Origin of the sequence: Bacillus sp. JNUCC-21 (genome assembly GCF_041222765.1) — a bacterium.
GTDB classification, from domain to species: Bacteria; Bacillota; Bacilli; order Bacillales; family Bacillaceae; genus Bacillus; species Bacillus velezensis.
This window is the reverse complement of record NZ_CP166019.1, coordinates 3,948,375-3,974,872: the sequence shown is the minus strand read 5'-3', so window position 1 is coordinate 3,974,872 and position 26,498 is coordinate 3,948,375. Positions and strand designations below refer to the sequence as shown.

Below are 26,498 nucleotides of genomic sequence, written 5' to 3'. Positions count from 1 at the left end.
GACGCGATGGGACTGCCCCCCGTTTTTGAGACAGGGGTCAAAACACCTTTTAAACAGCCAATTGCCGATAGTTTATCGGTGATTGGTTGTTTAGTTTGGTTTGAATACGAATATTGTTATAATAATGAATGTATTCTATGACAGTGCGTTCTACGATGGCAGTCGTAGTTCGATCAATGCTGTTAAGATAGAACGTTTCAGACTTTAGCGAGGAATGAAACGATTCGATGGAGGCATTATCAGCGGGCGTCCCTTTGCGGGACATGCTCATGGTAATGCCTTTTGTTTTAACAGCTTTTTGATACTCGTAAGATGTATACACAGAACCTTGGTCACTATGTAACACACAGTTCTCTGGCAGTGCGGGCAGCTGATCAAGTGTGTGTAAGACAAAGGCTGTGTCCTGCTTATCCCCAATAGTAAAAGCAATCACTTCTCCATTGTATAAATCTAATATACTGGAAAGGTACAATTGTTTCTGTCCATAAGGCAAATATGTGATGTCTGTTACTAGTTTTTCAAGAGGACGATCAGACTGAAAGTTCCGATCCAATATATTATCGACCACGGCATATGGCTGCCCATCCTTCTTGCGCTTTTTCACCTTAACCCGACACTGCCATTGATTTTTCTGCATAATACGTTGAACCGTTTTATGGTTAATACACATTCTCTTTTTTAGTATGGCTGTGATTTTTCGATATCCATATCGATACTTGTGCTCTCGGCACAACGTGCCGATTTGTTTTTCCAAATGGCGCTTGGGATGATCCTTCATCAGATTCTTCTTCCAACGATAATAAGACGCTCGAGAGATACCTAAATGAATACAGATATCCTGTACGGTCATTGTGCTGTGCAATATTTCTACAAGTTCGACTGACGTTTCGCTATCAACTTCCTTTCCAATTCGTTGTACTTTTTTAAAACTTCATTCTGTTGTCTCAGGTAACGAATCTCTGCCTGCAGTTTCTCTAAATCGGAAGAATACTCCGGACCTTTTCCGTAAGTGTATTGCTTTCCAACAGGCTGTTCGAATCGATGTGTATCACCAGCCTTATACCATCTAACCCATGTCTGAACCTGTGTCTTATTCTTAATATTCAACTCCTGCATAATCTCTTTCATAGGTACGCCTGCCAATCTCATTTCTACAGCCTTCTGTTTCGCTTCAACCGGATAACTCACTCTTGTCCCCATAGAAAAAACACCTCCAAGTCTAATTTCGGATAACAATCATCCGTATTCAAACTTGAAGGTGTTTTTATTTGTCTCATCTTATGGGGTCAGTCCCCGATTGTCCTGTTTTTTTATTTAATACGGATCAGACGGATGGCTTTCCTGTTCAGCCTGTTTTGCGGCTTGTGCTGTATCAGTAGTGCCGATCGGCCCGCCGCTGTTGCTTTCGGCGGCTTTTTTCAGCCCTTCCGCCACACGTTTTCCGTAGTCCGGATCTGCTTTTGTGAAATTCTCAATCATTTGATCCTGAATGTCTTTCCGGCAGGAAGAAAGCGTATTGACCAGGTTCGTGATCAATTCGTTCCGTTCAAATTCCGAAAATCTGCGGTATGTTTCTCCGGCCTGGCCGAAGTTATTCGACCGGTCGATCGCCTCCCGCATCACATCGCCTTCGACATGAGGTGTATGGTCTTTCCCATCCTGCTTTGCTTCGTTGAGTCCCCCCATAATGGACGGCTCATAGTTGACGTGCGGGTTTTGTCCTTCTGCCCGATCGACCCGATACTGCATTTGCCCGCCTTCCTGGTTGGTGGCGACATGCTTTTTCGGCGAGTTGATCGGAAGCTGCAGGTAGTTTGCGCCGACGCGGTACCGCTGGGTATCTGAATAGGAGAATGTCCGCCCCTGAAGTAATTTGTCATCCGAAAAATCAAGGCCGTCCACAAGCACGCCCGTTCCGAATGACGCTTGTTCCACCTCGGCATGGTAGTTTTCCGGGTTTTTATTCAGAACCAATTTACCGATCGGCTTCCAAGGGAAATCGTCTTTATACCACAGCTTGGTCGGATCAAGCGGATCAAAATCCAGCTCGGGGTGTTCGTCATCAGTCATGATTTGCGCATACACTTCCCATTCAGGGTAATCGCCTTTTTCAATCGCTTCATACAAATCCTGTGTCGCATGGTTAAAGTTTTTCCCCTGAATCTCTTCCGCTTCCTTCTGTGTCAGGTTGCGGATGCCCTGTTTCGGTTCAAAGTGATATTTGACGAGCACGGCTTTTCCTTCTTCATTGACCCATTTGTAGGCATGGACGCCTGAGCCCTGCATCTGCCGGTAGTTGGCCGGGATGCCCCACGGCGAAAACAAGAAAGTGATCATATGAGTCGCTTCCGGTGATTGGGAAATGAAGTCGAAAATACGCTCGCCGTCCTGAATGTTCGTAACAGGATCAGGCTGAAATGCGTGCACAAGATCCGGGAACTTCAGCGGATCACGGATAAAAAAGATTTTCAAGTTGTTGCCGACCAGATCCCAGTTGCCGTCTTCGGTATAAAGCTTAACGGCAAACCCCCGGGGGTCACGCAATGTTTCCGGGGAATGCTTTCCGTGGTTGACGGTAGAAAACCGCACAAACGCCGGAGTTTTCGTTCCTTTCTTTTGAAACACTTTCGCTCTTGTGTATGTAGAAATCTCCTCGTCTCCAAAACTTCCGTACGCCTCAAAGTATCCGTGTGCCCCGGCGCCGCGCGCGTGAACGACGCGCTCGGGAATTCGTTCGCGGTCAAAGTGGCTGATTTTCTCCAAAAAATCATAATTCTCCAATGTCGTCGGTCCTCTATTGCCGACTGTCCTGACATTCTGGTTGTCAGTGACCGGATGGCCCTGCCGGTTTGTCAGCGTGTCTTCTGAGTCGCCTTTACCGGTCGTCTTACTGGAAAGCGTTTCTTCGCTGTTTTTGTTATTTTCCATTGTTGAACCCTCCTTTTTGAACGGTAACAATATGCCCAGCAGAGCCGTTTCTTAAAACCGATTTTCAAAAGAAGCAGTTATTCCGTGATCGGCGTCAAGGACCCGCCGTTCCATATTTCGCCTTTGTTCAGCGTCCAGCTGTTTTGATAAAGGCTTTGCGCGCCTTGATTGGCCGCCGGACTTAATTGTTCATCCCATGTCAAAAAGTACGTGGTCTCGGGATACTTTTGCCTGATCGCATTGATAAAAGCAGCATAATCAAAGCTTCCGATATTGCCGGACGGACCGGTTTCGGCAAAGGCAAACGGTTTTTTCAGAGACAGCATTTCATCATAGCCTGATATCGCATACGGATCAGTGAAGTAAGCGTCCAGACCGGTAATATCCACATAAGATGAGCCTGGGTAAAAGTCTGTCTTAAAGTCTCTGTTGGCATCCGGCGAATACACCCACAAAAGGTTATCCAACCCTCTTGTCTCTGTCATATAGCGGTATATCTTCTTGTAAAGCTCTTTGTACAGCGAGATTCTTTCCGTGTCTTTTTGGTTGTAGCCTGTCAGCCCCCACCAGAACCACTCGCCGTTCATTTCATGCAGCGGTCTGAACAGAACGGTGACGCCTTGATTTTTCAGCTGAGTAAGGCCGTCGGCGATTTTGCTGAGCAGCGCCTCAAGCCGTTTTCCTTCAACAGTTGAAGGGTTCAGGATGTTTTTGTACTGGCTGTTTGAGATGGCCGTTTTATAGTTTCCGGATGGAAAAGCCGGATTTGCGAGATGCAGGCTGACCTGAGGGAGGCCGCCGCTTTTCCAGTATGAGATTAAGCTGCTGTTGCAGCTGTAATCGATAGAATCGGTGATATCCGCTGTTTCAAGCCATCCTCTCCCATAGTCACAGCCGTAGATGGCGGGAGACTGTCCCGTCGCGTTTTTTAAGCGGTTTTCCTCTGTCATTGAAAAAGTGACATCGCTGTACCCGCCGAACGCCCCGGACATGACCCTGTTTTCTGAACGGTTGGGCAGGTGCGCCAGCCAGTTCATGATATCTTTTGTCGTCTGCTGGGCATTTGGGTTGACGGGATAAACGGTGTGAGCTGATATCGGACTGGCGGCTCCTAAGAGTAATAAAACGATAGACAGGCAGACTGCTAACCTTTTGAGCATATAAAAGACCTCCTGATTTTTAAGATGATGAAGGATGTGAAACGATAACCTCACAATCTCCTTCTATAACAAAATCTCCGGAATCCGCCGGCACGATAAAGTGATCGCCTTTGTGAATGGGGCATCCATCCAGTTCTCCGCGTCCTTTCATGACGCTTGCGAGTAAATACCGGCCGGGTGCGGGAAATGATGCTTTTCCGCTCACATCCCATTGATAAACTGAAAAGAAAGGTGTTTCTGCGAGTGTTGTAATAAGAGCATCTCCGATCTGATGCTTTGTGCTTTTTACATTTTCATCGGTATGGGGAATGTCTGTTACGTCAATTGCTTTCTGAAGATGAAGCTCGCGTTTATTCCCGTTCCCATCCGTCCGGTCATAGTCGTAAAGCCGGTAGGTGGCATCAGAGCTTTGCTGGATTTCAAGAACGAGCGTACCTTCACATAAAGCGTGCAGTGTGCCGCTCGGGACATAGAAAAAGTCGCCGGGCTTAATGGGGAGGCGGCGGAGCAGGTGATCCCACTCGTTTCGTTCAATGAGCCGAACGAAGTCTTCTCTCGTTTGGGCGCGATGCCCTAAAATGAGCTCCGCGTCTTTTTTGCAGTCCAACACGTACCAGCATTCCGTTTTTCCGAGTTCTCCGTTTTCATGCCGATGTGCATATGCGTCATCCGGATGAACCTGCACGGATAAGTCCATATTTGCGTCAAGAATTTTTGTGAGCAGGGGAAAGGCGTCCTCTTTCGGATGTCCGAACAGGTCAGGGTGTTCATTCCAGAGACGGTGTAATGATGTTCCGGAAAAAGGCCCGTTCCGCACAATGGAAGTACCGTGCGGATGAGCTGAAATCGCCCAGCACTCTCCCGTCCGCTCAGAAGGAATCTCATACCCGAATGTATCGCGCAGCTTCGTCCCGCCCCATAATCTTTCTTTAAAAACCGGTTCCAAAAATAAGAGTTTCGTCATTTTTCCGCCTCCCGGTTTGCCGCCTTTAATGCGCGCTCCGCCAATACGAGCGAACCGGCCGCGCCGGAGTGAATCCCTAATTGAGGGGGAACGATGAAGTGTTCAATGTCGGGCAGATCAATATATTGATTCAGCCGCTTTTTCACGTGCTGACGGATAGAAGAGAACAGCTGCCGCTGCTTCATGACGCCTCCGCCGAGAATGATCTTTTCCGGCGAAAGTATGAGAATATACTGCACAAGCGCTTCGGCAATATAATAGCCCTCAAGCTCCCACACTTCCTGCTGATCCGTGAGCAAACATGCTTTTTTCCCCCAGCGTTTCTCAATGGCGGGGCCTGCCGCGAGGCCTTCCAGACAATCTGTATGGTATGGGCAATTGCCTTTGTAGCCGTCGTCCGGATGTCTTCTGACATAAATGTGGCCCATTTCAGGATGAGACAGCCCTTGAACAAATCTGCCGTTCATGATGGCGCCCGCGCCGATGCCTGTGCCGACCGTCAAATAGAGGCAGCTGTCCGCGTTTTTGGCCGCGCCGAAAGAAGCTTCTCCAAGCGCCGCCGCATTAACGTCGGTGGTGAAGCCTGCGGGAATATCCAGAGCGCTTTTGATCGTTTGAAGAATAGGGCAGTTCCGCCAGGCTGTCTTCGGCGTCGCGGTGATGCACCCGTATGTTTGACTGTCGGGACGGATATCAATCGGCCCGAACGACCCGATGCCGATGGCGTCTATCGGGAAATCTGTAAAGTAACGGATCACCTGTCTGAGTGTGTCATCCGGTTCTCCCGTCGGAAACTCTGCTCTGTCCAGAATGGTGCCGTCTCTTTGTCCGGCGGCACAGACAAATTTCGTGCCGCCGGCTTCAATACCTCCAAGCATGGCCGTCCCTCCTCATCTGTTAAAATCCGTTTTGATCGGAAACGGCTTTGAACCAGCGGCCGCTTTTTTTGACGGTCCGTTCGCCCCCGTTTTCCAGATTGACAGATACAAAGCCGTAGCGGTTTTTATAAGCATTTGTCCAAGACCAGTTGTCCATGAAAGTCCACAGGTGATAGCCTTTTACATTTGAACCTTCTCCGATGGCCCGATGCACCCATTTCAGATGTTCCTGGATAAATTCAATCCTGTAATCATCCTGAATGATGCCGTTTTCATCGCGGAAGCGTTCCTCGCCTTCTACTCCCATGCCGTTCTCAGAAATAAAACACTCGATATTTCCGTACTGTTCTCTGAGATTGGTGAGAATGTCATAGATTCCTTTTTCGTAAATTTCCCACCCGCGGTGAGGGTTCATTTTCCGGCCGGGCATGACATACGGATCGAAGAAACGCTCAGGCAGGAAAGGGGCATGCGGATTCGGAACATGTTCTTTTGCCTTGACGCGCCTCGGCTGATAGTAGTTCACGCCTAACAGGTCGACCGTATGCTCCTGAATGAGGCGGAGATCTTCTTTCTCATAATGCGGCAGAAAGCCTTCCGCCTTGAGAATCTCGACAAGCTCCTCAGGAAATTCGCCCTTTACGGCGGGATCTAAAAATGAGCGGTTGAAAAAGGCGTCGGCAATCCGGGACGCTTTGACATCTTCTGGATGTGAGCTTCTCGGATAAGAAGGCGTCAGATTCAGAATGATTCCGATTTGTCCGTCCTGTTTCAATTCTCTGTAGGCTTTGACAGCCCTTGCATTCGACAGCAGGGTATGGAAACCGGCCTGCACCGCTTCTTGAAAATTAACGTGATTCGGGTAATGAAAATCATATAAGTAGCCGCCTTCAATCGGCACAATCGGCTCGTTGTGAGTGAACCATTTTTTCACCTTGTCACCGAATAGCGAAAAGCAGGTTTTGGCGTAATGTTCAAACGCGTCAACGGTGTTCCGGCTGACCCAGCCCCCCTTACGCTGAAGGGCGAGCGGCATGTCAAAGTGAAACAAATTGACAAACGGCTCAATGCGATGGGCAAGCATTTCATCGATGACGTCCTGATAAAACGCGACCGCTTTCTGATTGACCTCGCCGGTTCCGTCCGGAATCAATCTTGACCAGGAAATAGACAGCCGGAAGGAGTTATGGCCGATTTCTTTCATCAGCCGGATATCCTCCTTGTATTGATCGTAAAAACGTGACGTGTCGCCGGGGCCGACGCCGTTAAAAAAACGGCTCGGCTCTTTTTCATACCAGTAATCCCATATGTTTTGGCTTTTTCCGTCTCTGTCAGCGGCGCCTTCTGTTTGGGTGGCGGAGGCGGAAGACCCCCACCAGAATCCTTCCGGAAAACGATATTGAATATTTGATTCAGTCAATTGATTTCTCTCCCTTACTGCGATTTTGATTACATACTCATGCTGTCATCCCGGGCATGCTGCTCGGTCTCAGCTTCTTTTTCCTTTGCCATGTTTAATTTGTCCAGCGCTTTAAGAAACGGGAACCAGATGACAAACACAATACAGAGGTTGACCAGCTGCATAATGCCGCCCATGACGGAATTGGTCGCCATAATCCCGTTAATGAAAAGGGGGACGGTCCAAGGCACGGTCACGCCGGTAGGAGGGGGCACGATCCCCGCCGACATGGCCAGGTAGGTGACAAGTGTGACAACCATCGGCGCGATCACCCACGGAATGATAATGATCGGGTTCATCACGATCGGCAAACCGAAAATAATCGGCTCATTGACGTTGAAAATGCCCGGCGCGAGACCGAGTTTGGATATCTGTTTCATCTGTTTGCTTTTCATAAAAAGCAAGATGGCGATCACTATGGCCAATGTCATTCCGGTTCCGCCCATTCCGACGGTGTAAATCTCCATAAACGGCTTAGAAATAATATGGGGAATCTCTTTTCCCGCTGTATACGCAGCCAAATTTTCGACCTGTAATGTATTCCAAATCGGGTCCATCACGGAATTGATAATGATTTGTCCGTGAAGTCCGAAAAACCATAAAATCTGAATAAAGAAAACAGCGATTAATGTAGGAATGATGCCGCTTCCAAGTCCGACAAGCGGGGCTTGAACCGTATGATAAATGACATCATGCAGATTGGTGTGAAAGATCTGGGTGACAGCCGCATTGATCAAGAGGAAGACGGTAAGCGTGATAAAAGCCGGAATCAATGCGGCGAACGATTTAGCAACAGCCGGAGGAACACCGGCAGGCATCTTAATCGTTAAGTTTCTCTGGACGATTCTTCTGTAGATTTCACCTGACAAAAAAGCGGTTATCATGCCGAGAAACATCCCTTTTGCTCCAAGCCGGTCAACCGGAATGACGCCTGCGACCGCTTTGCCCGTTTCCGGCTCTAAAACGAACGGGGTGAGCAGCAGAAAAGAAACCAATGCGATCGCTCCGCCGAATACGGCCTCCACTTCGTAGCTTTTGGAAAGGTAATAGCCGATCCCGAAGACGACAAAAATGGACATAATCCCCATCGTCGCCGTCGAAGCGCCGCCAAACCCGGATTGAAAGACAGACAGGGCGGAGCTGCTCATGATTTTGTTTAAAAACGGCAGGTTCGTCAGCACGACGAACACCGAACCGAAAATGGTCAGCGGAAACGCCAGCATAAAAGCATCCCGTAAGACTTGCAAGTAGCGGTTATTGTTTAATTTTCCCGCGATCGGAACAAGGAATTGGCTGATTTTCTCAAACACGTCTTCACCCCCGGCTTTTTATAAATTCTTTGATTGAAATAAGTCGAGCATTTCTTTGACGAGCTCTTTCATTGAAAGCGCTGACATTAAGTGATCTTCAGCATGCATAAAAAGCAGAGAGACATCCGTCTTGGCGCCGCCGGCTTCTTTTTGAATCATCTGAAAATGGATGTCGTGCGCTTTCCCCAGTTCTTCTTCAGCCTTTGTCAGAAAGGTGTCTGACTCATCTGTCCGGCCGTCTTTATAAGCGCGTATCGATTGAATAATATTGCTGCGGGCATTGCCGCTGTGAAGAATCAGCTGAAAACTGATCTGTTCATCCGTGTACGTTTCCATGCTTATCGCCTCCTTTATTTGTTCTCTATCAAGGCAACGGCCTGTTCGTATGCTTTTTTGCCGTCTCCCATGCCGTAAGCCATCATGTCAATCACATCAACGGTGATGTGAAGCGGGTCCGCATCTTTTTGAAGCTCACCTTTTAAAAAACTCATCTGCGGGCCGATCAGTACGACGTCTGCGTCTTTCAGCGCTTCTTTTGCTTTATCCTGTCCGACTGCCCAAATCTCGGCTTCCTCACCGATGGAGCGGGCGTAATTCTGCATTTTCGTAACAAGAAGGCTGGTGGACATGCCTGAGCTGCAGGCTAATAAAATTCTTTTCATGAGGAATCCCTTCTTTCATAAAGTTAAAACGTTTTCATGAATATTATAATCTTTTGAAATTAAATGTCTATACTTTTAAAATATAAAGTTTTACTTTTCGGATTTTTGACACAAAAAAACCTTTTAAGATTCAACTTAAAAGGTTTTTCATCTCAAGCGAGCCATAACAGCCATAAATAAAGTCCGATCAGGGTGATGAATAACGTCGGAATGGTTAATATCAGACCTGTCTTGAAATACATTCCCCAGGAAATTTTCACGTTTTTCCGGCTTAGCACGTGGAGCCATAACAACGTCGCCAGCGATCCGATCGGCGTGATTTTCGGCCCGAGGTCCGAACCGATAACATTCGCGTAAATCAATGCTTCTCTCATCAGCCCGTGAGTTTCCGTTCCGCTGATGGCTATGGCGTCAATCATCACCGTCGGCAGGTTATTCATAACGGAGGAGAGGATCGCCGCGATAAACCCCATTCCGAGTGTGCCCGCAAACAAACCGTGATCCGCCGCTTTCTGTATAAGCTGAGAAAGAAGATCCGTCAGTCCGGCATTCCGCAAGCCGTACACGACAACATACATGCCGACAGAAAAAAACACGATGGCCCACGGGGCGTCCTTGATGACTTGTTTCGCAGGGACGGCGGGGCTTCGCTGCGCCAGAATGAGAAAAATGACCGCGATGGAGCCGGCAACGAAGGAAACGGGTATCGACAGCAGTTCGCTGACGAAATATCCGATCAATAAAACGGCCAGCACAGCCCACGATAACCGGAAAAGGCGTTCATCCTTAATCGCGGATGCCGGATGTTTCACAAGACCGGTGTCATACCGTTTCGGAATGTTTTTTCTGAAATAGAGATACAGCACCAAAATGCTTGCCGCCAGAGAAAAAAGGTTGGGCACCAGCATGCGTGATGCATATTCAATGTATCCGATATGAAAGTAATCGGCGGATACAATATTGACCAAATTGCTTACAACGAGCGGAAGCGAGGTGGTGTCGGCGATGAATCCTCCGGCGATAATAAAAGGAAAAACCAGCTTTTCAGGTAAATTCAAAGCCCGCACCATCGCCAGTACGATCGGGGTCAAAATGAGCGCCGCTCCGTCATTGGCAAACAGGGCGGAGACAACAGCCCCTAAGACCGACACATAGAGAAACATCCGCAGCCCGCTGCCCTTGGCCGCCATGGCCATATGCAGCGCGGCCCACTCAAAAAAACCGATACTGTCAAGAATCAATGAAATGATAATAATGGCGATAAAGGCAAGTGTCGCATTCCAGACGATTCCCGTCACTTCCGCGATATCGTGCAGGCTGACTGCTCCGGCGATCAAAGCGAGGACCGCCCCGCCGCAGGCAGACCAGCCGATTGATACATGTTTCGGCTGCCATATGACAAACACAAGTGTCAGCACAAAAATCAGCGCTGATAAAACCGCAACTCCCAAGATATATCCCCCTTACCGGCATGTAACAGTGACTTCTTTTTGCCGCAATGTCTGTAAAACTTCGTCCTTTTCATCTATCTGCTGCAGAATCGAGCAAACCAGCGCGTATTCCGGACCGGACGGATGAATGGCATAGTACCGCCACTGACCCTCGCGTCTTTCCCGCACAAGGCCGGCGTTCTTTAATTTCCGCAAGTGCTGGCTGATGCCGGGCTGACTTATATGAAAAATAGCTGTCAGCTCGCAGACACAATATTCCTTATCCTTCAGAAGCTTCAGCATCAAAAGCCTCGTCGGGTCGCTTAGAAGTTTGAGGCACTGGCTGATCCCTTCGGAACTTAAAGCATGATGCCTCCGTTCCATGCGCTCACTCCTTTTTTACACTATTATATAAGCAGATGTTTATATAAGTAAACGACAATATAAAAAAGCCGGCCTTGCACTTTTTGCAAAACCGGCTCATGTTTATTTTTGGAACAGTTTTTTCGCTTCATCCATTGCTAATTTATTTCCCAGTGCTGAATAATCAAGCCAAGGCTGATCGGCAATTTTATAGACGTGGTTTGCTTTCACGGCCTTCAGCCCTTTCCATACAGCGCTTTTTTGCAATTCTTTATAGGCTTGCTGTGACTTGTCGTCTCTGTTAACGACGACGAAAATCGCATCTGCGTTGTAATCAGGCAGCACTTCTTGAGAAATGACTTCATAAGGGCGGGAGGTGTTCATTTCTTTAATGCCGTCAGCCGGTTTCAGCTTCAGATCGTCAAACAGAATCGGTCCCATCGGACGGCGTGTGCTGAAGACGCGAAGCTCTTTTGCGTTCACGCGGATCGCCATGACTTTGGCGTTTTTCCCTAATTCCTTATTCATCATGGATCTGACTTGTTTTGTTTCATCTTCGTAATCTTGAATAAATGTTTTCGCTTCTTTTTCACGGTTGACGATTTTTCCGATATCTTTTAGATGATCGCGCCAAGTGCCTTTATCAAGGTCGAAAACGTGTGTGTTTCCGATTTTCTTGTATTTTGACACATCTTTTCCCGCAAATTCTTTATCAAGATAAATGTTGTCTGGATTCAGCTCAAGTAAAGCTTCCATATCCGGGTCTGAGGCAGGTCCGAGTTTTTTCGTGTCTTTCAGCTGATTTTTCACATGAGGGAGAAAATCTTTTAATTCTCCGCCCACGACGGAACCGGCAGGTGTAACGCCGAGAGCCAGCAGATCATTTGTCAGGTGAATGGACATCGAAGCGATTTTATGATCGCCGGATTTCTTTTTTGACTCCGGCTGTGTTGAATCGGATTGGCAGGCAGCCAATAAGAAAATACACATGAAACTGACGAGCGCAATTATTTTTTTCATGGGAATACTCCTTGTTTTATGATTTGATTTTCATGACGAGATAGAGAAAATACGGCGCGCCGATGGCTGCCGCAACCACGCCGGCCGGAATGGCGTTCGGCTGAAACAAAGACCGGCCGATGGTGTCTGCCGCGACAAGAATGACGAGTCCGATTAATCCCGCAATCGGGATAATATGCTGATGCATGGTGCCGACGAGCCGTCTTGCCAAGTGAGGGGCGGCAAAGCCGATAAAGCCGATTCCCCCGGCCATCGCGACGCTCGCGCAGGACAAGCCGACCGCTATGGCGATCAGCATGATCCTTTTTCTCTGCACGTGTGCGCCGAGCCCCGCGGCTGCCTGGTCACCGAGCATTAAAATATTCAAAGAGCGGGCGTTAAGCCATGCAAGCGGTGCGAGAATGCCGATCCAGGGCAATAGCGACCACACGTGAATCCAATCCCTGCCCCAGACGTTTCCCACCAGCCAGCGGGAAGCGAATGTATAAGTTTCTTCATTCAGTCGCAGCGACATAAACAATGTAACGGCGCTGAAGCCCGCGGAAACGGCGATCCCGACTAACAGCATGCGGATCGTTAAAAAACCGTTCAGCCTGTCGTACGTAAGCACTACGATCAGCAGGGCGGCGAGTGTTCCGCCCGCAAACGTAAACAGCGGGATGAACATCGATGCCTGCGCCTCCAGGGAATGAAAGAACGTGATATACATCATCAAACCGAAGGAAGCGCCGGCATGCAGTCCGAGAATGCCCGGATCGGCAAGCGGATTTCGGGATACACCCTGCAAAATAGCGCCCGACACTCCTAAACCGATGCCGGCCAGCATCGTCACCAGAATCCGGGGAAGCCGGTAATCGAATAAAACGGTTGTGCTTTGAAACGTGCCGTATCCGAACAGCGTTTTTCCCACCGTGAGAGGAGAAAGCCGGAATGAGCCCGTATGCAGCCCGATCAGAATAATGCAAACGGCGATGACCAGCAGAATGAGTCCTGCCGCCGCCGCTTTTTTTGTTTCTTTCTGCACTTTCATTTATAAGTCTCTCCCTTCCTTGCGGGCAATATAAAGAAAGAAAGGGACACCGACAAGTGCGACCATAATGCCTATCGCCAATTCCCTCGGGGGACTGACCGTGCGCGAGGCCAGGTCAGCCAAAATCAATAGAATCGCGCCGAGTAACGCGGACATCGGAATAATCAGCCTGTACGTAACGCCGACGATCTTTCGCGCGATATGGGGAATGACCAGCCCGACGAAGCCGATCGCGCCGGCAGCGGAAACAGACACACCGGCAAGAACGACGGCGATCATTAATCCGGCGGCACGCGTCAGAGCCGTGTTCACCCCTAAATTCGCCGCCACGTCATTTCCCATTGAGAGAAGGGTGACGGACCGGCCCATGAATGTCGCGAGAATGATGAAGACCGCAATCACGGGAACAAGGACTTGTAAATGAGTCCACTTGATCCCTGACACCCCGCCGGCGTACCAGAAGGCCAAATCCTGGCTTAAATCGTAATAAATCGCCACACCGGTACTGAGTGAATGTAAAAGAGCGGCCACGACCGCCCCGGCAAGCGTCACTTTTAAAGGTGTCATGCTGCCTTTTCCCGCCGCACTGATAAAGAAAATCAAGCCGGTGCTTGCCAGTGCTCCCAAAAATGACATCACCATCAGCAGGGCGTATGATAAATGAGGGAAAAAAGCAAAACTGAGCGCAACAACAAACATGGCGCCCGCGTTTACGCCTAAGACTCCCGAATCGGCAAGCGGGTTTCTCGTGACACCCTGCATGAGGGCGCCGGCTGCGGCAAAAGCGGCTCCTGTAACGGCCGCCCCGAGCACCCTCGGAAGACGCAATTCATGAATGATCTGCTGGCCCGTTATATTCGGATTGTAATCAGCAACAGCCGACCAAACCGTATGTAAAGTAATGTCTTTCGCGCCGAATGAGACGGCGAAAAAAATAGATACAAGCAGCCCGATCACCGCGATCAGGAAGAAAACCCCGTTTTTTAAGATGCTGATCAGACGGTTTGCGGACCTGACAGAATCGCTCAAAAATCAATTCACCTACTTTTATGATCATTGTCCGGTATTTATTGAACATGAGAATCATTTTCATTTGAACCATCATATTATACCGAGCCGATTTTCAAAACGCAATAGAGCGTTCAACAATAATGTCCTTTTTTTCTCTCATGTTTATATTGTAAAAAAGAAGTGAAAAACGTGAAAGAGGAAATCGCTATATTCAGAAAGGAGGGAGGCAAATGGCGGGAGAACGAAAGCCTTTGCCGATTGAATTTTACCAGAGACCGTCAGTGGAGCTTGCCCCTTTATTGCTCGGCTGTCTCTTGGTGAAGGAGACGGATGAGGGAACGGCTTCAGGTTTTATCGTGGAAACGGAAGCTTATATGGGAGCGGAAGACCGGGCGGCGCACAGCTTCGGCAACCGGCGCACGAAACGGACGGAAATTATGTTCCATGAGGCGGGCCGCATTTATACATACGTCATGCACACTCATACATTAATGAACGTCGTCGCCGCGGACATCGGCATTCCGCAGGCCGTGTTAATCAGGGCGGCGGAGCCTCATGAAGGACAGTTCCTGATGGAGAGCAGGAGACCGGGCAGACCCCCGAGAGAGTGGACAAACGGCCCGGGAAAACTGACGAAGGCGATGGGCATTTCAATGAACGACTACAGCGGCATGATCACGGAACCGCCGCTGTATATTACGGAGGGCTTTACGCCTGAGCATATATCAACAGGCCCGAGAATCGGGATTGACAACAGCGGAGAAGCCCGGGATTATCCGTGGCGCTATTGGGTGACAGGGAACCGATATGTCTCACGCTGACCATGTTTATAAACGCTGATAACAGGGGAAAGACAAGGTAAAAGAAAGGGGATTCAGACATTGAAAAAATTTTTCAAAACGATTATCAAATGGGCGCCCGTCATCTATCCGATCATCAGAAAAATCATAAAAGAACGGAAGGCATCTAAGCGGAACCGCATGTCCGCATCCCGAACAGCCGGCTGATCCGGCTGTTTTTTTACGGGCTTGGCATCGGATTGCCGCATTGACTAGAAATCCTCCCCATTATAGAATTTACATACATTTACCCCTTCCTCATTCTTTTTGCCCATTTTTCACGTCTGCATCTGATCTGATAGGAGGTTTTTCTCATGCTTCATGGGCGGCTTCGTGAACTTCTGCGCTTGCTTTTAGCTGCTGAAACACCGGTTACAAGCTCAGTCATCGCTGCAAATGTAAAGGTAACGACGCGGACGGTCCGCAATGACATAAAGGAACTGCAAACCATTGTAGAAAAACACGGCGCATCCATTCAATCTGTCAGAGGGAGCGGCTATAAGCTGCTGATCCGGAATGAGCAGCCGTTTAAAAACTGGCTTCAGGACAATTTCCAGCAAAACAGCACCGTGCCGATTTTTCCCGATGAACGGATAGATTACCTTATGAAAAGAATGCTTCTGGCCGACGGCTACCTCAAGCTGGATGACTTGGCGGAAGAACTGTTCATCAGTAAATCCACACTTCAATCTGATTTAAAAGAAGTCAAAAAACGGCTCCGCCCCTATGACATCATTTTGGAAACAAGGCCGAACTACGGCTTTAAGCTGCGCGGCGAAGAGCTCCGCCTCCGTTATTGTATGGCGGAATACTTAGTGGACGACCGCGAGCCTGAGCCTGATCTCCTGAGTGAAAAGGCCGGTATTCTGCCGAAAGACGACATTCATGTGATCCGCACAGCCATTATGAAGCAGGTTCGAAACCATAAGATCCCGCTTTCTTTCTTCGGCCTGAACAATCTCATCATCCATATCGCCATTGCCTGCAAACGAATCCGGACAGAAAACTATGTATCTCTCATTCCGGAAGATCTTCATGATATTAAGCTTGAAACAGAATATCAGTCAGCGGAAGCCATCGTAAAAGAGCTTGAATCTGCGCTTTCGGTCACCTTTCCCGAACAGGAAACCGCCTATATCGCCATTCACCTGCTCGGGACAAAGCGCATGACCCAGTCACAATTGGAAGGAAAAGAGCTTACAAGGCTGATAGACGGGGAAACCAGTCGTTTGACGGAGGCCATGATTGAAGCCATTGAGCGGGAGCTGAAGCTCGGAATCACGGACGACAATGAGCTGAAAGCGGGTCTTGCGCTCCACATCAAGCCGGCGATTAACCGAAACCGGTACGGAATGAACCTGAGAAACCCGATGCTCTCCGCCATAAAGGAAAATTATCCGCTCGCATTTGAAGCGGGAGTGATTGCGGGAATCGTGATCAAGGAGCAAACCGGCATTGATATTCATGAGAATGAGATCGGATATTTGGCGCTTCATTTCGGAGCCGCCATTGAAAGGAGAAAGACGGAACGGCCGCCTAAACGCTGCTTGATTGTCTGTGCGTCCGGCGCCGGCAGCGCACAGCTTTTAAGAGAAAAGCTCCGTTCCCGGTTCGCAAAGCGTCTTGAAATCGTCGGAACGGCTGATTACTGCAGCCTTGACCAGCTTTCCTTTGAGTCGATTGATTTTGTGGTCAGCACAGTGCCGATCAAAAAAGACCTGCCCGTTCCCGTATTAAAGGTTCATACGCTGTTGGGCGGCGGGGATTTTACAAAAATCGACGCCATGCTGGAAGAAAAGCGGGAACAATTGAACTTTCTGAAACCGGAGCTGGTATTTTTGCAGCAGGATCTGGAGACGAAGGAGGACGTCATCCGTTTTCTCGGACAGCAGGTTGCAGAAGCCGGCCTCGCTTCTGATTCTCTGACCGATTCTATTTTTGAAAGGGAAGCGATTTCTCCTACGAGTTTCGGCAATCTTACGGCGATTCCGCACCCGCTCGTTCCGCAGACAGACACGACGTTTTGGGCGGTATGCACGCTGAAGAAGCCGATTGACTGGGCGGATAAGCGTGTCCAATTTGTCTGCCTGCTCTGCGTCGAGAAAGAAAGCAAAGCCGACCTCCAGCATATGTACAAATGGCTCGGCGGCATGTTAGATGATCCGGCCGCGGTAAGCCGTCTCTTAAAATGCACAACCTATCAGGAGGTTTTACGAGTATTCAGAGACAAACGATCAGAGAAAGACCGGGATACACCTTTTTTCCGTTAACAGCGGAAAAAGCCTGAGTAGTTATGAAAGCGATTTCATAATATGATGGTACTAACATCGAGACATACAAAATATCAAACTTTCAGGAGGTCTTTTACATGAATATATTACTCGTTTGTGCAGCAGGGATGTCAACAAGCTTACTCGTCACCAAGATGGAAAAAAGCGCGCAGGAACAAGGAAAAGAATATAAAATCTGGGCGGTGTCAGGCGATTCAGTCAACCAGCATATTGATAAAGCGGACGTATTGCTGCTTGGGCCTCAAGTCCGTTATTTGCTTCCGCAGCTGAAAAAATTGGGTGAATCAAAAGGAGTGCCGGTTGAAGTCATCAATACTGTCCATTACGGCACATGCAACGGAGCGGAGGTTCTGAAATCAGCGGAACAGCTCGGAAACGCATCGTAGAAAGGGGCGGGCCGTGTGAATAAGGTGAACCAGTTTTTAGAAGAGAAAGTCATGCCCATTGCCGGAAAAATTGCCTCCCAGCGGCATCTGCAAGCATTGCGTGACGGGATCATCCTCACCATGCCGCTTATTATCATCGGTTCATTTTTTCTGATCATCGGCAACCTGCCGATTCCGGGATATGCGGATTTCATGGCAAAGACGTTCGGAAGCGCCTGGTCTCAAAAACTGCAATATCCGGTTGATGCGACCTTTGAAATCATGGGTCTTGTCGCCGCTTTCGGAATCGCCTACCGCCTGGCCGAAAAATACGGGGTGGATGCATTATCGGCCGGTGCGATATCTTTGGCGGCGTTTCTCTTGGCAACGCCGTACAAAGTTCCGTTTCTGCCTTCCGGCGCCAAAGAGGAAATCATGGTCGGCGGCGGCATCCCGCTGTCTCTCATGGGAAGCAAAGGGCTGTTTGTCGCGATGATCATCGCCATGCTGTCGACGGAAATTTACCGCCTGATCATCCAGCGGAATTTCGTCTTCAAAATGCCGGACGGCGTGCCTCCTGCGGTCAGCAAATCGTTTATCGCTTTAATTCCCGGTTTTGCCGTCATCTTTCTGATCTGGGGCGCGCGTTTAATTGTCGAAGCGACACCGTTTGAAAGCCTTCATAACATTGTAAGCGTTGTACTGGGGACACCGCTCTCGATTCTTGGGGGAAGTCTCGGCGGAAGCCTGATAGCCGAAGCGGTTCAAATGCTCTTGTGGGCGTGCGGATTACACGGGGCGAACATAGTCGGCGGCGTCATGGCGCCGATCTGGTTCGGAGCGATGGATGCCAACCGGATTGCGTTTCAGGCGGGCGATGCGCTTCCGAATATTTTCACCCAGCAGTTTTTTGAAATCTGGATCAACATCGGCGGAAGCGGCGCGACACTGGCGCTCGTGGTCACCATGTTTCTCCGTTCGCGAAGCAAGCAGATGAAGCAGCTTGGGAAACTCGCCATCGGGCCGGCCGTCTTTAATATTAATGAGCCGATTATTTTCGGAATGCCGATCGTCATGAACCCGATGCTTCTCATTCCGTTCATTATCACACCGCTTGTCACACTGGTCCTTACCTATATCGGCATGAGCACTGGCCTCGTCGCCAAACCTGCCGGCATTGCCGTCCCATGGACGATGCCGCCGATTTTCTCCGGCTATCTTGCCACGGGCGGAAAAATATCAGGGGCTGTCATGCAGGCGATTAATATCATCACAGCCTTTATCGTGTACTATCCGTTCTTCAGAATGTGGGATTCGCAAAAGCTGAAAGAAGAAAACGAACTTGAACAATCGCAGGCGCCAGCCGTACAGGGAGACGAAAAAGCCGTGCTGTAGAGAAAGGGAGTGAAACACATGAATGAAAAAATGGAACAGACCATTTTTCAGATCATCCTGCATGGCGGCAACGGCAGAAGCGCATCAATGGAAGCCATTGCCGCCGCAAAGCGGGGGGACAGAGCCATGGCGGAAGAAAAGCTTCAGGAAGCCGCAAGGGAACTGACGGAAGCCCATCATTATCAGACAGAATTGATCCAAAATGAAGCCGGCGGAGAAAAAACAGACATGACGCTTTTGATGGTGCATGCGCAAGATCATTTAATGAATGCCATGACCGTGAAAGACTTGGCCGCTGAGTTAGTCGAGATTTACGAAAAAGTGAGTCTGCAAGGGGGAGCAAAAATATGACAAAAGGAATTAAAATTGTAACGATCGGCGGAGGTTCAAGCTATACACCGGAGCTTGTGGAAGGCATCATTAAACGCTATGAGGAACTGCCTGTCAGAGAATTATGGCTCGTCGACATTCCCGAAGGCGAGAAAAAACTCAATATTGTCGGCACGCTTGCAAAACGCATGGTCGAAAAAGCGGGTGTTCCGATAGAGATTCACCTGACGCTTGACCGGAGAGAAGCCTTGAAGGATGCGGATTTCGTAACGACTCAATTCCGCGTCGGCCTTCTTGAGGCCCGCGCCAAAGACGAACGGATTCCGTTAAAATACGGCGTAATCGGCCAGGAAACAAACGGTCCGGGCGGTTTATTCAAAGGGCTGCGCACCATCCCGGTTATTCTGGAAATCGCGAAAGACATCGAAGAGCTTTGTCCGAATGCATGGCTCGTGAATTTCACAAACCCTGCCGGCATGGTTACCGAGGCCTTGCTCCGCTACTCGAATCTCACAAAAGTCGTCGGTCTCTGCAATGTGCCGATCGGCATTAAAATGGGCGTCGCAAAAGCATTGGACGTGGATGTCAGCCGGATCGAAGTGCAATTTGCCGGGCTGAATCACATGGTCTTCGGATTAGATGTTTTCTTAGACGGCGTCAGCGTGAAAGATCAAGTCATTGAAGCCATGGGAGACCCGAAAAACGCCATGACGATGAAAAATATTTCAGGGGCGGAATGGGAGCCTGAATTCCTGAAGGCGCTCGATCTGATTCCTTGCGGCTACCACCGCTATTATTTCAAAACGAAAGAAATGCTCGAGCATGAAATAGAAGCGTCACAGACGGAGGGCACACGCGCCGAGGTCGTACAGAAGGTTGAGAAAGAACTGTTCGAACTGTACAAAGATCCGAATCTCGCCATCAAACCGCCGCAGCTTGAAAAACGGGGCGGAGCGTACTACAGTGACGCGGCCTGCAACCTGATCAGCTCCATCTATAACGACAAACATGATATCCAGCCCGTCAATACGATAAACAACGGCGCGATCGCCAGCATTCCGAATGACTCAGCGGTCGAAGTGAACTGTGTTATGACGAAAGACGGTCCGAAACCGATCGCCGTCGGTGATCTGCCGGTGTCTGTCCGCGGACTCGTCCAGCAAATCAAATCATTTGAGCGTGTCGCCGCTGAAGCAGCCGTCACGGGAGATTATCAAACGGCGCTACTTGCGATGACGATCAATCCTCTCGTCCCGTCAGACTCCGTGGCAAAGGCCATTCTGGATGAAATGCTTGAGGCCCACAAAGAACATCTGCCTCATTTCTTTAAGTCGATTGAAGCATAAGAGCAGTAAAAAACCCGGATTCGCTTCCGGGTTTTTTGCTTATTTTGATTCGCTTAGTGAGGCGACTTCCGTCGTCCAGCCGAACACGTCGGCTTCCGCGCCTTTTTGAATGCCTGTAATGGTATCGTACAATTTCTTCGAGATCTCTCCGGTTTCACCGCTGCCGATGACAAGACTTTCATCATTCCAGATCAGTTCGCCGACCGGAGAAATGACCGCCGCCGTACCGGTTCCGAATGTTTCTTCCAATCGGCCGTCACGATGCGCCTGGATGATTTCATCGATCGAAATCTTCCGCTCAGACACAGTCAGTCCCCAATGTTTGAGAAGGGTGATGACGGAATTTCTCGTAATTCCTTCAAGAATGCTTCCGTTCAGCTCCGGCGTCACGATCTCGCCGCTGATCTTGAAGAAGATGTTCATGCTGCCGACTTCTTCGATGTATTTTTTCTCAATGCCGTCAAGCCATAAAACCTGGGAAAATCCCTTCTCTTCCGCAACCTGCTGCGCTTTCAGGCTTGATGCGTAGTTGCCGGCGGTTTTCGCGTTTCCGGTGCCGCCTTTGACGGCGCGCACGAATTCGTTTTCCACGGCGATTTTTACCGGTTTAATGCCTTCTTTGTAATAAGAGCCGACCGGGGAAAGAATGATAAACAGCTTGTACGTATGGGATGCCGCTACACCGAGGAAAGGCTCAGTCGCAATGATAAACGGACGGATATAAAGGGAAGTGCCTTCCGCTTTCGGAATCCAGTCTTTGTCGATGGCTACGAGCTGTTTCAGGCCTTCAAGAACAAGCTCTTCATCAATGAGCGGGATGCAAAGGCGGTCATTTGACTGGTTCAGGCGCTCCATATTTTTCTCCGGTCTGAACAGAAGCACTTCCTGATCCTTCGTTACATACGCTTTAAGCCCTTCAAAAACGGTTTGGCCGTAATGATAAACCATGGCCGCAGGATCCATTGAGATGGACTGATAAGGGATAATTCTCGGATCATACCAGCCTTGATCGGCGTCGTAATCCATAACAAACATATGGTCGGTGAAAATTCTGCCGAACGCAAGGTCATGGGGGTCCGGTTTCGGTTTTTTGGCTGAAGTCAATTCAACACGAATATCTTGTTTCATAATGTTCTGTCTCCCTATTGGTGTTATTGTCAAACTTATTTGAAAATAATTTATATTCTATTGTATACCTTCAACAAATATTCGCAATAGTTTTCCTCAAATTTGTGAAAAAATCAAAATCACATAAAAAGCAGGGGAGAGAATGCCCCCTGCGTGTTCGTTTTTACGTATTCTGTCATCACCGTGCTCAGTGAACCGTCACCTTGCCGGTTTTGTAAAACTGCTCCATTGCTTTATCGACGTACACCCAGCCCTTCCAGGCGATATGGATGGTGTCTTTCATAAAGTACGGATCATATTCGTGCCCGGATAAGTCGGCAACCTGAAAGCCCTTCGCTTTAATTTGCTTAGTGACTTTTTTGTAGTAATCAGTCCGGCCTTTTTTCGGGAATTCGGTGTAGTCGTAAAACTTCCCATTTACGGGAATGACGACAAACATCGGCTTAGCCCCGGAATCCTTCAGAATAGTAAGCATATCTTCAAAATCTCTGAACTCCAGTGACTTTTTATAGGCGTATGTTCTGCCTTTGTTTGAACCTTTGGCTTTAGGCACTTTATTCTTGATTTTTTTATAAACAGAATCGTCTATAAAAAACGGATTAGAACGCGTGTGATCTTTACCATATTGAGCAGCCAGTTTTTCAAGCTGGGACCAGGACTTTCCCTTTAGGTTATTATTAACGAAACGTTTTGGTCCTTGCGGCTCTTCTATCGAGTAATAAAGGTCCTTCTTTTCTAAGATATTATAATAAAGCTTCGCAGCCGGTGTTAATGCGTTTACTTTCCATGTCTGACCTTTTACAGCCGCTTTATACAGTTCAGACAGGACTGCATCATTCTGTACAACTTTGTAGTGCAGCATACGCTTCATCATTTGTTTTTTCAGTTTTGGTTCAATGTTGTGATTAAAAGCCAAGTCAAGAGCTTGCAATGATGAGAAATTAGGAGCAAAATGCTGCTCATTTGAACCATGTTTTGTAAACCATTGCGGTGATACAATAAATACCATCTTTCTGCCTTTAAGCTGATCAGCATGAGCGGCAAAATTTATGGCATGAATTAAAGATTGCGAACCGCCTTTTCCGACAAGATAAGGCGTAAAGCCTTGGTTGTTCACTTGGAAATAGTTGGACGGGTGAAACTCATCCAGTCTTGAAAGCTCGGAAGAACCGAAAATCGGCAGATACTTCGAGTCTTCGAACATTTTGTTTTGAAGATAGAGTCCCTGGAACATATTCGGATTTAAGGCTGCCGCCGACTCTTCGACACGTTTTTCAGGAATGAAGCGCGTAAGCCATGAAGCCGGAACTGCGATAGCTCCGACAAACAGGACGAACGCTAAAATAATTGGTCCAAAGAAACGCTTTTTCATTTACTTCAACTCAGTCAGTTTGTTTACAATGTTGTTTGGCGTATTCCACTCGTCACGGTCAAATTCAGTGATCGGCACTGTAATGCCGAAGCGGTTTTCGATGGCGACCAGCAGTTCTACAGTTCCGAAAGAATCAAGCAGTCCTTCTTCAAAGATTTCAATATCAGGATTTTCTTTCACAGCGTCCTCCTGACAAACTTCAGCTAATACGTCTAATACTTCCTGTTTAAATTCCATGTGTTTTCAATCTCCTTTAGTGATGAAATGGTTTTCCTGAGAAAATATAAAATCCGAAACATACGAAATGGAATGTGATGACGATGGCTAAAAAGGCCGTAAAACGATTGGCGGGCAGCCACTTGTATTTCTTATTCCATTTCTCAAAAAAGTTATACCCGGTCATTAATACGGCGTGGTACAGGCCGTATACAATATATTGCAGGGCGAGTCCGTGCCAGACGCCCATCAGCATGAACAGCAGGAAATACCCGATGTTTGAGACGGCCATCCGGTTCTTTATCCATTTTTTCTTTGTCATCCAGAAAACAAAGCGCATAAATACGTAGTCTCTGAACCAGAAGGATAAGGACATGTGCCAGCGGTTCCAGAAGTCTTTAATGTTTTTGCTGATAAACGGCTTATTAAAGTTTTCCGGAGATTTGATACCCATGATATAGCTTACACCGACGGCAAACATCGTGTAACCCGCAAAATCAAAAAACAGGTACAAGCTGTATCCGTACATGTACAGCACATTACCCCACAGTTTGCTGTGGGTGATATGAGACAGATTCATAATGAAATACGTGTTAATCGCATATCCGATAATGAATTTGTATAAGAAACCGATAAAAATTTTATGAATGCCGGTATACAGTAAATCAGCGTATTCTCCCTTTGTCCATACTTTCTGTTCGTCCTTGGCAAATCTGCGGTATCTGTCGATCGGACCGGAAGAAATGGTCGGGAAAAACATTATAAAGTACAAAAGGCGGTGAAGCGGCATTTTTTCTTTAATCAGCCCGTCTCTCGTTTCCATGATCAGCTGGACGCCTTTAAATGTCAAATAAGAAATTCCTAAGAAACTGATCAGGTTATGAACCGGGTGATGAGGCACCGGCGGAAAGAAAAACGGCCATAATTTAGATAAAAACAGGGGTAAAATGGACGCGATCACGGCCATACTGAAGACAAAGCCGCTGTTGGCTTTCAGTCTGTAAGCGAGATAACCCCTGATTAAAAGCACCTGCCACAGCGTAAAGATACATAGTGCGATCACGCCGTGCAGATCATGCGCGAAAATCAAAGCCAATACGATGATGGATATAAACATGTTGTATCCTTGGAATCTCTTGCCGTTCAGCCCTAAAATAATCGTCGGCAAAAGAAGGATTCCAAGTAAGATAAAGAAGAAAAACGAGCTGTAAGGCGTCATACAAGAACCTCTTCGCCAATGCGTTTACGGTCGATTTTTCCGTTCGCAGTCATTTGAATGTGATCCTGATAAATGAATTTTCTCGGAATCATGTAGGCCGGAAGCGAAGCGGCCAGTTCTTTCTTAATGGCGCTTGTCAGCTGGAATTCTTTTTCAAAATCATGTTTTTCAGGCACGATGGCGGCAATTAAATATTCGACAGGTCCGTTAGGCTGATACGGGATGACAACCGCCGTGCGCACATATTGAGACTGCCTTACATGTACTTCGATTTCCTCCAGCTCCATGCGGTAGCCGTGAAGCTTAATCTGGAAATCAAGGCGTCCTTGGCAGAAAATCTGACCATCCTGAACATAACCGGCATCACCCGTGTGATATGCCCACTGGCCGTCGATCGGGAAAAACGCTTTTTCCGTCAGAGAAGGTTCTCCGAGATAGCCTTTGCTTACGCTCGGGCCCGCGATGATGATTTCCCCTTTTTCTCCGTCCGGAAGCTTATTCCCGTTTTCATCCATGATGAAGATATCCATATCGGGTTTTGCAAAACCGACAGGCAGAGATTCATTTTCATCAATGATCTGCTGCGTAATTTCAACGGAGGTGACGGCAACCGTTGTTTCAGTCGGGCCGTATGTATTGAATACGCGGGCCTTCGGAAAACGGTTTAACAGCTCCTGTGCCACGGCAGCCGGAAGCGCTTCTCCGCAAAACATAAACACTTCTGCCTCAGGCAGGAGCTCCTGCGTAAAGCCGGGGTCCATCAGACACATTTGGACGAAAGACGGCGTCGATGTCCAGACGTTCAGTTTGGATTTCTCCAGCTCTTCAAATAGTACTTTCGGTTTATTGATTTTGTCTTTCGTTACGCAGTGCAGCGTACCTCCCGTTTGAAGCGACGGGAAAATGTCCATGACAGATAAATCAAAAGAAAACGGAGCTTGGTTTAAGAATGTCTTACCCTCGCCCACAGGAAAATCCCTGCAGATCCAGTCAGTGAAGCTTTGCAGGTTATCAGCCGATATCTGCACGCCCTTCGGATTTCCCGTGCTGCCGGACGTGTAAATAATGTAAAACGTGTCCAGCTCTTTTACCCAGTTCTCATGGCTGAGGTCTGCAACTCCGTCAGCTGCAAGCTCTTCGGGCGTAACGGTTTTAATCAGATTGCTTCCCGTATCGACTGCATCGCCCGATACGCTGATAAGCAGCTCTGCGCCTGAGCTTTCAATGATTTTGACGATCCGCTCCGCCGGGATGGAAACATCGACAGGGATGTAAGGGCGGCCTGCTTTGACGCTTCCTAAGAAAGAAACGATCATATTCGGCTCCATATGTCCGTAAACCAGGACAGGCGCTTTCGAACCGTCAGCTGTATGTTTTTGAATGCCGGACGCAACCAGCTCCGACAAATCCCATAATTCCCCGTAAGTGAGGGAATGATCTAAGGAACGAAACGCTTCGGCCTGCGGCTTGGCGTCTGCGTATGTTTTTATAGCATCAAGTAGTTTCATAGTTATCCTCCCCGATTAGAAATCGTTGTAAATATAAGTGCCGGTATTCGCTGTATGAAATCCATACATCCAAAAGAGCAATACTAATATCAGAAAATAAAAGCCCGTATGAAACGTCCATTTGATCAATGTATTTTCATAAGCACGTTTTAATTTTTGCATCATATTCAAAATTCCTTCCCCGCGTATTCAATAATTACACCAGTATATGACGATTAGATTAACAAAAAGTTTCAAAATATGTCTAATATCCTAAGCTTAAAATTTCCTTAAA

The 26,498-nt window shown here is 48.2% G+C and carries 27 protein-coding genes; 7 read left to right on the top strand and 20 right to left on the bottom strand.

Features of this window, described 5'->3' with window-relative positions; translation table 11 throughout:
- Positions 1 to 49 precede the first annotated feature (49 nt).
- From JNUCC21_RS20230 to JNUCC21_RS20165, 14 genes are all read right to left on the bottom strand, one after another.
- Positions 50 to 1,200 (bottom strand): IS3 family transposase gene (locus JNUCC21_RS20230; RefSeq protein WP_150123245.1). Its coding sequence is split into 2 segments (ribosomal slippage): positions 50 to 927 and positions 927 to 1,200, totalling 1,152 coding nucleotides; the frame shifts between segments, so codons are not numbered across the junction.
- Between the two features lie 114 nt (positions 1,201 to 1,314).
- Positions 1,315 to 2,928 carry a catalase KatX gene (katX, locus tag JNUCC21_RS20225; protein WP_150941507.1) on the bottom strand — a complete coding sequence of 538 codons (1,614 nt, stop codon included), beginning with the start codon at positions 2,926 to 2,928 and terminating at the stop codon, positions 1,315 to 1,317.
- 77 nt (positions 2,929 to 3,005) lie between these two features.
- Positions 3,006 to 4,088, bottom strand: coding sequence for a glycosyl hydrolase (locus JNUCC21_RS20220; protein WP_150941506.1), 1,083 nt, complete (start codon positions 4,086 to 4,088; stop codon positions 3,006 to 3,008).
- A gap of 19 nt (positions 4,089 to 4,107) precedes the next feature.
- On the bottom strand, positions 4,108 to 5,052 hold the full coding sequence (gene manA, locus JNUCC21_RS20215) for a mannose-6-phosphate isomerase, class I (RefSeq protein WP_061581626.1): 945 nt from the start codon (positions 5,050 to 5,052) through the stop codon (positions 4,108 to 4,110).
- Positions 5,049 to 5,930, bottom strand: a complete 882-nt coding sequence (locus JNUCC21_RS20210; RefSeq protein ID WP_061581627.1) for an ROK family protein — start codon at positions 5,928 to 5,930, stop codon at positions 5,049 to 5,051. Before JNUCC21_RS20210 ends, manA begins: the two co-directional genes overlap by 4 nt.
- 19 nt (positions 5,931 to 5,949) lie before the next feature.
- Positions 5,950 to 7,350: a glycoside hydrolase family 1 protein gene (locus JNUCC21_RS20205; RefSeq protein ID WP_150941505.1), complete on the bottom strand. Its 1,401-nt coding sequence runs from the start codon at positions 7,348 to 7,350 to the stop codon at positions 5,950 to 5,952.
- Positions 7,351 to 7,379: 29 nt separating this feature from the next.
- On the bottom strand, positions 7,380 to 8,699 hold the full coding sequence (gene celB / locus JNUCC21_RS20200; protein ID WP_216061975.1) for a PTS cellobiose transporter subunit IIC: 1,320 nt from the start codon (positions 8,697 to 8,699) through the stop codon (positions 7,380 to 7,382).
- An 18-nt stretch (positions 8,700 to 8,717) separates the two neighbouring features.
- Positions 8,718 to 9,035, bottom strand: coding sequence for a PTS lactose/cellobiose transporter subunit IIA (locus JNUCC21_RS20195; RefSeq protein WP_007407750.1), 318 nt, complete (start codon positions 9,033 to 9,035; stop codon positions 8,718 to 8,720).
- A gap of 14 nt (positions 9,036 to 9,049) precedes the next feature.
- Positions 9,050 to 9,361, bottom strand: coding sequence for a PTS sugar transporter subunit IIB (locus JNUCC21_RS20190; RefSeq protein WP_094031394.1), 312 nt, complete (start codon positions 9,359 to 9,361; stop codon positions 9,050 to 9,052).
- A 152-nt stretch (positions 9,362 to 9,513) separates the two neighbouring features.
- Entirely contained in the window at positions 9,514 to 10,812 is a 1,299-nt protein-coding gene (locus JNUCC21_RS20185; RefSeq protein WP_061581630.1) for an arsenical efflux pump membrane protein ArsB, read from the bottom strand.
- Between the two features lie 12 nt (positions 10,813 to 10,824).
- Positions 10,825 to 11,175 carry a metalloregulator ArsR/SmtB family transcription factor gene (locus JNUCC21_RS20180; protein WP_025285481.1) on the bottom strand — a complete coding sequence of 117 codons (351 nt, stop codon included), beginning with the start codon at positions 11,173 to 11,175 and terminating at the stop codon, positions 10,825 to 10,827.
- Between the two features lie 102 nt (positions 11,176 to 11,277).
- On the bottom strand, positions 11,278 to 12,174 hold the full coding sequence (locus tag JNUCC21_RS20175) for an ABC transporter substrate-binding protein (RefSeq protein ID WP_007407746.1): 897 nt from the start codon (positions 12,172 to 12,174) through the stop codon (positions 11,278 to 11,280).
- 16 nt (positions 12,175 to 12,190) lie between these two features.
- A complete protein-coding gene (locus JNUCC21_RS20170) occupies positions 12,191 to 13,204 on the bottom strand; it encodes an iron ABC transporter permease (protein ID WP_007407745.1) in 1,014 nt (337 codons plus the stop codon).
- Positions 13,205 to 14,203, bottom strand: coding sequence for an iron ABC transporter permease (locus JNUCC21_RS20165; protein ID WP_223252816.1), 999 nt, complete (start codon positions 14,201 to 14,203; stop codon positions 13,205 to 13,207).
- A gap of 242 nt (positions 14,204 to 14,445) precedes the next feature.
- Here JNUCC21_RS20165 and JNUCC21_RS20160 point away from each other — a divergent pair, with 242 nt between their 5' ends.
- The 7 genes from JNUCC21_RS20160 to licH all read left to right on the top strand — a co-directional run bounded on the left by JNUCC21_RS20160 (position 14,446) and on the right by licH (position 20,781).
- Complete coding sequence (locus JNUCC21_RS20160) at positions 14,446 to 15,036, top strand: DNA-3-methyladenine glycosylase (protein ID WP_076424738.1); 591 nt, start codon at positions 14,446 to 14,448, stop codon at positions 15,034 to 15,036.
- 51 nt (positions 15,037 to 15,087) lie between these two features.
- Positions 15,088 to 15,222, top strand: coding sequence for a hypothetical protein (locus JNUCC21_RS20155; protein WP_369719122.1), 135 nt, complete (start codon positions 15,088 to 15,090; stop codon positions 15,220 to 15,222).
- A 146-nt stretch (positions 15,223 to 15,368) separates the two neighbouring features.
- Positions 15,369 to 17,324: a transcriptional regulator LicR gene (gene licR, locus JNUCC21_RS20150; protein WP_007407741.1), complete on the top strand. Its 1,956-nt coding sequence runs from the start codon at positions 15,369 to 15,371 to the stop codon at positions 17,322 to 17,324.
- Positions 17,325 to 17,422: 98 nt separating this feature from the next.
- Complete coding sequence (gene licB, locus JNUCC21_RS20145) at positions 17,423 to 17,731, top strand: PTS lichenan transporter subunit IIB (RefSeq protein WP_003150863.1); 309 nt, start codon at positions 17,423 to 17,425, stop codon at positions 17,729 to 17,731.
- 15 nt (positions 17,732 to 17,746) lie between these two features.
- Complete coding sequence (gene celB / locus JNUCC21_RS20140; protein ID WP_015240833.1) at positions 17,747 to 19,105, top strand: PTS cellobiose transporter subunit IIC; 1,359 nt, start codon at positions 17,747 to 17,749, stop codon at positions 19,103 to 19,105.
- 18 nt (positions 19,106 to 19,123) lie between these two features.
- The gene (gene licA, locus JNUCC21_RS20135; RefSeq protein ID WP_003150867.1) at positions 19,124 to 19,456 is read left to right on the top strand and encodes a PTS lichenan transporter subunit IIA; all 333 of its coding nucleotides are present in this window, start codon (positions 19,124 to 19,126) and stop codon (positions 19,454 to 19,456) included.
- Positions 19,453 to 20,781: a 6-phospho-beta-glucosidase LicH gene (gene licH, locus JNUCC21_RS20130; RefSeq protein ID WP_014419213.1), complete on the top strand. Its 1,329-nt coding sequence runs from the start codon at positions 19,453 to 19,455 to the stop codon at positions 20,779 to 20,781. Before licA ends, licH begins: the two co-directional genes overlap by 4 nt.
- Positions 20,782 to 20,820: 39 nt before the next feature.
- On the opposite strand, the gene JNUCC21_RS20125 is transcribed toward licH, so the two are convergent.
- From JNUCC21_RS20125 to JNUCC21_RS20100, 6 genes are all read right to left on the bottom strand, one after another.
- Positions 20,821 to 21,912, bottom strand: a complete 1,092-nt coding sequence (locus JNUCC21_RS20125; RefSeq protein ID WP_025650062.1) for a branched-chain amino acid aminotransferase — start codon at positions 21,910 to 21,912, stop codon at positions 20,821 to 20,823.
- A gap of 184 nt (positions 21,913 to 22,096) precedes the next feature.
- Positions 22,097 to 23,281, bottom strand: coding sequence for a D-alanyl-lipoteichoic acid biosynthesis protein DltD (dltD, locus tag JNUCC21_RS20120; RefSeq protein ID WP_032869390.1), 1,185 nt, complete (start codon positions 23,279 to 23,281; stop codon positions 22,097 to 22,099).
- Complete coding sequence (gene dltC / locus JNUCC21_RS20115; RefSeq protein WP_003150875.1) at positions 23,282 to 23,518, bottom strand: D-alanine--poly(phosphoribitol) ligase subunit 2; 237 nt, start codon at positions 23,516 to 23,518, stop codon at positions 23,282 to 23,284.
- Positions 23,519 to 23,534: 16 nt separating this feature from the next.
- Positions 23,535 to 24,716, bottom strand: coding sequence for a D-alanyl-lipoteichoic acid biosynthesis protein DltB (gene dltB / locus JNUCC21_RS20110; RefSeq protein ID WP_015240830.1), 1,182 nt, complete (start codon positions 24,714 to 24,716; stop codon positions 23,535 to 23,537).
- Positions 24,713 to 26,224, bottom strand: a complete 1,512-nt coding sequence (gene dltA / locus JNUCC21_RS20105) for a D-alanine--poly(phosphoribitol) ligase subunit DltA (protein WP_369878435.1) — start codon at positions 26,222 to 26,224, stop codon at positions 24,713 to 24,715. Before dltA ends, dltB begins: the two co-directional genes overlap by 4 nt.
- Before the next feature lie 15 nt (positions 26,225 to 26,239).
- A complete protein-coding gene (locus JNUCC21_RS20100; RefSeq protein ID WP_003150882.1) occupies positions 26,240 to 26,389 on the bottom strand; it encodes a teichoic acid D-Ala incorporation-associated protein DltX in 150 nt (49 codons plus the stop codon).
- Between the last annotated feature and the right edge of the window lie 109 nt (positions 26,390 to 26,498).